The sequence below is a fragment of the Streptomyces sp. NPDC005485 genome, from assembly GCF_040606085.1.
Lineage (GTDB): Bacteria > Actinomycetota > Actinomycetes > Streptomycetales > Streptomycetaceae > Streptomyces.
Genome location: NZ_JBEXDZ010000094.1, coordinates 26,713 through 34,978, shown reverse-complemented (window position 1 = coordinate 34,978; position 8,266 = coordinate 26,713). Strand labels below are relative to the sequence as shown.

The following is an 8,266-nucleotide window of genomic DNA, read 5'->3' as shown; positions in this document are numbered from 1 at the left end:
GGGGCGTATCGGAGAGGCGGTACCAGGCCGTTACTACGACGTACGACGGCGTTACGATGGCGGTGCAGTTACGGGGCGCTCGCATTGCCGAGCGCCCCTTACCTGCACAGATCCAGGGAACGGAGAGCAGGGACTGCAGGCCGACTGAAGGTCGCAGGCTGCAGGTCACGGTTCTCAGGCGAGTCGTACGACCGCTCGTGACATGCCCAGGACCTTCTGGCCCGCGCTCATCGCGACGAGGTCGACGCGCACGGTGTTGTCGTCGAGCTTGGCGGCGACCTTGGCGCTGACCTCGACGGTCGCGCCCTGGTCGTCGTTCGGGACCACGACGGGCTTGGTGAAGCGGACGCCGTACTCGATGACCGCGCCGGGGTCGCCGACCCAGTCGGTGACGACCCGGATCGCCTCGGCCATGGTGAACATGCCGTGCGCGATGACGTCGGGAAGACCGACCTCGACCGCGAACTTCTCGTTCCAGTGGATCGGGTTGAAGTCCCCGGAGGCGCCCGCGTACTGGACGAGCGTGGCCCGGGTCACGGGGAAGGTCTGGGCGGGCAGCTCGGTGCCGACCTCGACGTCCGTGTAAGAGATCTTCGCCGCCATGTCAGGCCTCCTCCGCCCCGCGCGCCACGAGCTTGGTGACGGCAGTCACCACATGCTCGCCGGCCTCGTCGTGGACCTCGCCGCGGACGTCCAGGATGTCGTTGCCCGCCATGGACTTGATCGCCTCGATGGTCGAGGTGACCGTGAGGCGGTCGCCCGCGCGCACCGGCCGGGAGTAGGCGAACTTCTGGTCGCCGTGCACCACCCGGTTGTAGTCCAGGCCCAGCTGAGGATCCTGGACGACCTGGCCGGCCGCCTTGAACGTGATCGCGAACACAAAGGTGGGCGGGGCGATCACATCGGCGTACCCGAGCGCCTTGGCGGCCTCCGGGTCGGTGTACGCGGGGTTGGTGTCCCCCACGGCCTCGGCGAACTCGCGGATCTTCTCCCGGCCGACCTCGTAGGGGTCGGTGGGCGGGTAGGACCGCCCGACGAAGGACTGGTCGAGCGCCATGGCTCGGCACCTCCTGGTTGTCTTCGCTGATGTCCCGACTCGCGCAGCCGGCCCAACGGACGCCGGACAGCACAGAACGTGACACAGAACAGAGCAGGGGCTCCAACGACGCGAGGCCGCCCCCCGCTAAGGGGACGGCCTCGCGTACGAGCCTGATTTATCGCGTTTCGCGGTGCGCGGTGTGCGCGTTGCAACGCGGGCAGTGCTTCTTCATCTCCAGTCGGTCCGGGTCGTTACGCCGGTTCTTCTTGGTGATGTAGTTCCGCTCCTTGCACTCCACGCAGGCCAGCGTGATCTTCGGGCGGACGTCGGTGGCAGCCACAGGAGTGCTCCTTGACGAACGGATGGGACAGGTTTAACGCATAAAAGAGTAGCCGATCGAAGGACCGACCCCACAATCGGCTACTGTCAGTAGCGGTGACCGGACTTGAACCGGTGACACAGCGATTATGAGCCGCTTGCTCTACCGACTGAGCTACACCGCTTTGATGCGATCGGTCCCCGCCTTGCGACGGGAACCTCCCACACCAGAGCCCCAATACGGAATCGAACCGTAGACCTTCTCCTTACCATGGAGACGCTCTACCGACTGAGCTATTGGGGCGAGCGATGAAGACATTACACGCTCGGCCGCCGATCGCCCAAATCCGTTTCGTGCCACCCGCCCCGACCTGTTCCCCGCCGTTCTCCGGGCGTTCCAACAGCCCCTCACGCACCAGGAATCACACAGGAATCATGGCCGTGCGCGACCGGGTGGCGGGGTCGCCGCGCTGCGCGCGCGGGTGCCTGGGCATGGTCGAGGTGGGGTGCCTGTGTCCGGCCGAGGTGGGGCGCCTGGGCAGGGCCGCGGTGGGGTGCTTGTGTCCGGCCGAGGCGGGGTGCCTTGGGCACGGCCGCAGTGAGATGCCTGTGTTCGTGGCTGCGCTGGGGTGCTGCCTGTGCAGGACCTCGCGTTCCGTGACTGCGTACGGGCGGGCGGTCGGTCCTCGGCACAGCCGCGCGTTTCGTGCCTCCGCACAGCCGCGCGTTTCGTGCCTCCGCACAGCCGCGCGTTTCGTGCCTCCGTACAGCGCGCGTTTCGTGCCTCCGTACAGCCGTCTGACGCCGCCTGACCTCGCCGGTACGACTATTTCGCTCCTCCCCGCTGCGGACGGATCGCCGTCCTAGGCTCGACCCACGCTGCGTGATCTTGTGCCACGTTCCTCTCAGGTCCTGCCGTGCCGCCATCCCTCCGTCCCGCTCTCCGCACGCCCCGCAGCCGCCCTGCCAGCAGCCGCCCCCGAGCCCCCAGGAGCGCGATGCCCGACAGTCAGCCGCAGCCGTCCCCCTCCTCGGGACAGACCGACACGGCCGCCCTTCTGCTCTGTGGAGCGCGGCTCACCGACGGCCGGACCGTGGATGTGCGGCTGGGCGGCGGACGCATCGAGGCGGTCGGCACCGCCGGAAGCCTGGCGTCCTCCGGGGCCGGCGTCCCGGAAGAACCCGGCACGCGTGTGGACCTCAGTGGCTATCTGCTCCTGCCGGCCCCTGTCGAGCCGCACGCCCACAGCGACACGGCCCTCTCGGCCGACGGCGACGGTCCCCTCTCGTACGACGCCCAGGAGGTCCAGCGCCGCGCCACCGAGGCCGCGCTGCTGCAACTCGGCCACGGGGCAACCGCGTTGCGCTCGCACGTGCACGTCGGTGACGTACAGGGACTCGACGCGCTCGCGGCGGTGCTCCAGGTCCGGCGGTCGCTGCGCAGTCTCGCCGAGCTGACGACGGTGGCCATGCCCCGGGTCCTGACGGGAGTCGCAGGGGCGGACGGACTCGCGATGCTCCGGGACGCGGTCAAGATGGGCGCCTCCGTGGTGGGCGGCTGTCCGGACGCCGACCCCGACCCGACGGGGTACACGGAGGCCGTCCTCGAACTGGCCTCTGAACACGGTTGCGCCGTCGACCTGCACACGGACGGTCACGACCCCGCCCGTCTCGGGCGGCTCGCGGCGATGGCGGGCGGGCTGCGCCCCGGAGTGACGCTCGGCCCGTGCGGTGGGCTCGGCCGCCTGCCCGCCGAGGCGGCGTCGCGGGTCGCGGACCGGCTCGCGGCGGCCGGGGTGAGCGTCGTCTGCCTGCCCCAGGGCGGGTGCGGGGGCGTCGACGGGCGCGGAACGGCTCCGGTACGGCTGCTGCGAGCGGCCGGGGTCCTGGTCGCCGCGGGCAGCGGTGCCGTGCGCGACGTGGCGAACCCGGTGGGACGCGGGGATCCGCTGGAGGCGGCGTACCTGCTGGCCTCGCGCTACGGGCTGCGCCCCGACGACGCGTACGACATGGTGAGTTCCGCCGCGCGGGCCGCTCTCGGGCTGCCCGAGGTGCGGGTGGAAGCCGGGTTTCCCGCCGAATTGCTCGCCGTGCGCGGGGACCGGCTCGCGGGTGTGCTGTCGCTCGCGTACAGCCGGATCGTCGTCCACCGGGGGCGGGTTGTGGCACGCACGAGTGCGGTGCGGGAGTACTGCAGCTCGGCCGCGGGGTCGGCGCTGGATCTGCCGCGTCAGGGGCGGGTGGAGTCGTCGTAGGCGGCACGCGACGTATCTGGGGCGTGCCTGGGGCGTACCGATCAGCGAGCGCCCGGGGTGGTGGGTGGCGGGGCGCAACCGCGGGTGGTGGCGCAACTGTGGGTGGCTACGCGCGCGTGGAGCGTTTTTGCGGTCCACGCGCGCGTAGCCGCCGTCCTACGCACCGAGCGGCGAGTGCAGCGGGAAGGCGCCAGGCCGTTCGCGCGTACCCCCCGTTCACGGCACCTGGGCACAGCTCAGAGGACGCCGCCTCCAAGAACGCTGCCGAGCGGGCTGTTCGGCCCCGTGACCTTGTCCGCGGGAATCTCGGTGGCGCCGGACGGGGCGCTGACATCGCCCGCCTTGTCGAACCTCAGGACCAGGGGCAGCTCGGCCGCCTTCGGGTCGTCCGCGAGGACGGCGAGGTCCACCTTGATCCGGGTCAGGTCGCCGTTCTTCAGCGTGAAGTCGACCGCGACCTTCTTGTTCGGGGCGTCCTTCAGGTCCTTGGCCGTGGGGAGTTCGGCGCCCGGCGGGAGGTCGCCCTCCAGCGGCCTGAGCTTGTCGAAGAGGCCGGTGAGCAGGTCGCGGAAGTTGGCCTTGGCGACGATCCGTTCGGTGCCGTCCTTGCCTCCCTTGTTGCTGAAGGTGACCTTGTGGGCGACGACACCTCGCACGGCCTTGAGGATCTTCTGCTGGGTCTTGGCGTCGATCGCGTCCTCGCCGGAGCCGCTGGACCCGCCGGAACCGCCGGAACCGCCGGAACCTCCGGAACCTCCGGACGCCTGGGCGTTGTCGGAGTCCGCCGCTCCCGCGGCGGACTTTTCCGCGGCCTTCTTCAGGTCGCCGTTGTCGACCTTGACCCAGTCCCCTTCGAGGACAGCCCTGAACTCCTTCTCACTCTCGGGAAGTTCGTCGGCCGACGGCATGGGGACGCCCATCACCTTGCCGAAGGCCTTCATGTCGGCGCGGTAGTACGTGGAGCCGCCGACGACCCGGTACTCGGCCATGAGGCCCTCGGATCCCGCGATCCTGACGCTCGTCCCGACGAGGTCCTTCTCGCCGGAATCCGCCAACGCCTTCTTCGACTTGACGGACACGTCGATGCTCAGCCCGGTGAGCACCTTCGCGAACTCCGGGGGCAGTTCCTCGTCGGAACCCGCCTCGCCCATGAGCGACGTGAGGGCATCGGGGTCGGCGTCCAGGCTCAGGGCGAAGGCGAGCGACTTCTGTTCACCGAGCCGATCCACGGCGTGATCCACCTTCTGTCCCGCCGTGAGGTTCTCGACCGTGCCGCAGGCGGCCGCCGTGGTGAGCAGGACGACGGCACAGCCGTTCGCGATGACGGTCTTGCGTATGGCAGTGATGACGGTCTCCTCAAGGACGTCTCTCAGGACGCCGCTCAGGACGCCAGGGGGCGCCGTGCAGATGGTGCATGTCGGCGCACTCCAGCGCTCCCCGCACTCATGCGATCGTGTGATCATTCATGTGACCCATGAGTTGTCCACAGGGTTGTGCGGCGATTGAGTCCGGTCGGGCGTACGGTCGGAAACATGCGCATTGTCATCGCTGGAGGTCATGGTCAGATCGCGCTGCGGCTGGAGCGGCTGCTCTCCGCGCGCGGTGACGAGGTCGCGGGGATCATCCGCCGTTCCGAGCAGGGCGACGATCTGCGGGCGGCCGGCGCCGAGCCGGTCCTGTGCGATCTGGAGTCGGCGTCGGTGGAGGAGGTCGCCGCCCATCTGCAGGGTGCGGACGCGGCCGTCTTCGCGGCGGGCGCGGGCCCGGGCAGCGGTACGGCCCGCAAGGACACCGTGGACCGCGGCGCGGCCGTCCTCTTCACGGAGGCGGCCGAGCGTGCGGGCGTACGACGGTATGTGGTGGTGTCCTCGATGGGTGCGGACCCGGCGCACCCGGGCGACGGTGTCTTCGACATCTATCTGCGCGCCAAGGGCGAGGCCGACGCGTACGTACGCGGTCGTACGGCACTGGCCTGGACGATCCTGCGCCCCGGCGGCCTGCTCGACGACGCCGGCACCGGTCTCGTACGCCTGGAGGCGTCCACCGGGCGCGGCACGATCCCCCGGGACGATGTCGCGGCGGTCCTCGCGGAACTGCTGGACACTCCGGCGACGGCCGGACTGTCGCTGGAGCTGGTCAGCGGATCGGCGCCGGTCTCGGTGGCGGTCAAATCGGTGGCGGGGAACTGAGCGGGGCCGCGGCCGACGAGGTTTCGGCCGCCCAGGAAGCTCTGCTGCGGAGGATGTACGAGGTCTTCTCCACCGACCGACGTGACACGTTCGTCCCGCACTGTCTGTCCCCGGACGTGGACTGGCCGAACGTCCTCGACGGCATCCGTCTGCACGGCCACGAGGAGGTCCGCGCCTACTGGACCCGGCAGTTCGCGGCCGGACATCCGCTGGTACGGCTGGAGGGGCTGAGCCTCGACACGGACGGCACGCGAGTCGTCGCCACCGTCCGGCCGGGGCAGCGGACCGCGACGGGCGACGAGTGGGCGGACGGGACGGTGGAGCACGTGTACTCGTTCGGCGGGGACGGTCTGGTGAGCCGTATGGACGTACGGCAGCTCTGACGGGCCCGGTTGGGGGTGCGGGTGCGGTTGCCCCCACGGCTTCTGCTTCTGCTTCTGCTTCTGCTTCTGCTTCTGCTTCTGCTTCTGCTTCCCAGGGTCAGAACAGCGGGAGCTGCCCGGGGCATTCGGGCACGACGTACCCGTCCAGGGCCGGCTGGGCCGCGCCGAGCTGTGCCTGTCGGCGCGACCCTGGGCAGGAGACCAGTTCGCCGCTCCCCCGCGCGCCCGGCGGGTCGTGCCGGGCGAACCGTCCCGCGACGACGGCGATCTCACGGCGGCACTCGGGGCAGTTGCGGCGGCGGGATGACATGGGATCAGTGTGCCCGGTGAGGCGGGAGCCGTACCGGGCACACTCGGGCTGGCGTGGAGCAGGTGTGGACGGTCGCGTGCAGAGCCCTGTGGACGGGCGTGCGCGGAGCACCCGTGGGTCAGACGCGGCTCTGGGCACGGCGGCGGCGTACGACGAGGACGGTGGCCGCGCCTGCCGCGACGGCGGCGGCTGCCGCGCCCGCGAGCGGGAGGGCCGGGCCGGAGCCGGTGGAGGCCAGGTCGCCCCCGGTGGTCGTCGAGCCGCCCGTACCGCCGGTCGACGCGGAGCCACCGGTCGAGGCGGAACCCGAGCCGCCGGTGGACGACGAGCCGCCCGTGGAACCGCCGGTGGAACCGCCGCTGGACGAGGAGCCTCCGGTACCGGAACCGCCCGTGGTGGACCCGCCGGTCGAGCCGCCGCCTGTCACGTCGAGGGTGATGTCGGCCTTGTCGTTCGCCTTGTTCACGTCGAACGGCCGTGACTCGTCGGGGAGCGCGATCGAGCCCTTGGCGCCCGCGACCTTCTTGTTGATCTTCAACTTGAAGGTGTACCCGGTGACCAGGCCCTCGTCCACCCAGCGCTGAGCGGTGCCACAGCTGTAGACCCCGGGCCCGGAGCCGGCCTTGGCGCTGCAGAAACCGTCCGTCTTCACGACCGACATTCCGGCGGGAATCTTGACGGCGACACGCAGGGGCGGCTTCGCCTCCGGACGCAGCACCCAGGCGGGCCCGGCGTTGGTGAAATTCACGTCCATGGTGACCGTGTCACCGACGCGCCCCTTCAGATGGGCGCCCGCGACCTTGAAGTCGGCCGTGTTGTCGGAGGTGACCGGCACCTCGACGGGACCGTCGACGACATCGCTCTCGCCGGACCGCTCGACCAGCTTCACCGCGGGCGCGGTCCCCTGCACGGGCTTCGTGGCGGCCTCGTCCAGCGGAGGGTCGTAGCTCCACACGCTCACGCGCAGGTTGTCGCTGAGCGCGCGGTCCAGGGCCTTGACCGCGAGCGGCTTCTCCAGGACGTAGCCGACCTCGGGCTCAAGCTCCTGGTCGAACTCGCACACGACGTTCGACTTCTCCGTCATCTCGTCGTACGAAACGACATGGTGAGCAGCGCAGTTGGACGGAAGGGCCGCGAAGTCGAGCCCCCGAGTGACGGAATAGAAGACCCAAGCCTTGTCCACGGCCTTCAGTCCCTTGTTCGTGACCGTGACCGGCACGTCGAAACTGCTGCCCGGCTTCACCCCGTCGATCGGGGCGATGTCCCCGAGAAACAGATCGGGCACGGTGTCGTCGGCCACCGCAGCGGGCGCCGCGCCGAGCGCGAGCAGGGCGGCGGCGCTCAGCGCGCCGACAGCAGTGCGGGAGGTGCGAAGGCCGGACAGCGAGAAAGACATGGAGGCGATCCTCTGTGAACACCGGGGAAACGGACGGAGTCCTGCGGGTCTTGCGGGGGCAAGACCCACGCGTTCGGCGAAAGGTTGCACGGCGTTCGCCAATGGCCACAGGATCCACGCCATCCCAACAGAAAACCCGCCCCGCGTTCACAACAGCACCCACCCCCGCGGCCGACCCCGCCACCGTCCGCCCCACCGGTTCGCGATCCCCGAGGCCGGCGACCCACCCACAAAAACACCCCAAACAAACAGAAACCCCCTCTGATCTACGCTTACACAAGCATCCTTCGGCCGGCTGACTCCCATCGAATTCGAGACACCCAACCCTGCATCAGACCCAACCTCTGATCTTGCTCAAAGCCATTAGCCATGCGCA

9 protein-coding genes and 2 tRNA genes are annotated in these 8,266 nt (G+C 69.9%); 3 read left to right on the top strand and 8 right to left on the bottom strand.

Going from position 1 to position 8,266, the window contains the following annotated elements:
- Positions 1-174: 174 nt before the first annotated feature.
- The 5 genes from ABZS97_RS27710 to ABZS97_RS27690 form a co-directional block, all read right to left on the bottom strand.
- A complete protein-coding gene (locus ABZS97_RS27710) occupies positions 175-603 on the bottom strand; it encodes a MaoC family dehydratase (RefSeq protein ID WP_356141706.1) in 429 nt (142 codons plus the stop codon).
- Position 604: 1 nt separating this feature from the next.
- Complete coding sequence (locus tag ABZS97_RS27705) at positions 605-1,057, bottom strand: MaoC family dehydratase N-terminal domain-containing protein (RefSeq protein WP_356141704.1); 453 nt, start codon at positions 1,055-1,057, stop codon at positions 605-607.
- 157 nt (positions 1,058-1,214) lie between these two features.
- Entirely contained in the window at positions 1,215-1,379 is a 165-nt protein-coding gene (rpmG, locus tag ABZS97_RS27700; RefSeq protein WP_004571794.1) for a 50S ribosomal protein L33, read from the bottom strand.
- A gap of 90 nt (positions 1,380-1,469) precedes the next feature.
- Positions 1,470-1,542: transfer RNA gene (locus ABZS97_RS27695), tRNA-Met, on the bottom strand.
- A gap of 46 nt (positions 1,543-1,588) precedes the next feature.
- Positions 1,589-1,661 (bottom strand) — tRNA-Thr (locus ABZS97_RS27690).
- Between the two features lie 694 nt (positions 1,662-2,355).
- Between ABZS97_RS27690 and ABZS97_RS27685 the strand changes: the two genes are divergently transcribed.
- A complete protein-coding gene (locus ABZS97_RS27685; protein ID WP_356141702.1) occupies positions 2,356-3,612 on the top strand; it encodes an amidohydrolase family protein in 1,257 nt (418 codons plus the stop codon).
- Between the two features lie 236 nt (positions 3,613-3,848).
- Here the strand turns inward: ABZS97_RS27685 and ABZS97_RS27680 are convergent, their stop codons facing one another.
- On the bottom strand, positions 3,849-5,075 hold the full coding sequence (locus ABZS97_RS27680; RefSeq protein ID WP_356141700.1) for a hypothetical protein: 1,227 nt from the start codon (positions 5,073-5,075) through the stop codon (positions 3,849-3,851).
- Positions 5,076-5,144: 69 nt separating this feature from the next.
- Between ABZS97_RS27680 and ABZS97_RS27675 the strand changes: the two genes are divergently transcribed.
- A complete protein-coding gene (locus ABZS97_RS27675) occupies positions 5,145-5,801 on the top strand; it encodes an SDR family oxidoreductase (RefSeq protein WP_356141698.1) in 657 nt (218 codons plus the stop codon).
- A 53-nt stretch (positions 5,802-5,854) separates the two neighbouring features.
- A complete protein-coding gene (locus tag ABZS97_RS27670) occupies positions 5,855-6,184 on the top strand; it encodes a nuclear transport factor 2 family protein (protein ID WP_356141696.1) in 330 nt (109 codons plus the stop codon).
- Between the two features lie 97 nt (positions 6,185-6,281).
- Here ABZS97_RS27670 and ABZS97_RS27665 read toward each other — a convergent pair whose 3' ends face one another.
- Together ABZS97_RS27665 and ABZS97_RS27660 are read right to left on the bottom strand one after the other, a co-directional pair.
- On the bottom strand, positions 6,282-6,494 hold the full coding sequence (locus ABZS97_RS27665; RefSeq protein ID WP_356141695.1) for a hypothetical protein: 213 nt from the start codon (positions 6,492-6,494) through the stop codon (positions 6,282-6,284).
- 118 nt (positions 6,495-6,612) lie between these two features.
- Entirely contained in the window at positions 6,613-7,890 is a 1,278-nt protein-coding gene (locus ABZS97_RS27660) for a hypothetical protein (RefSeq protein WP_356141693.1), read from the bottom strand.
- Between the last annotated feature and the right edge of the window lie 376 nt (positions 7,891-8,266).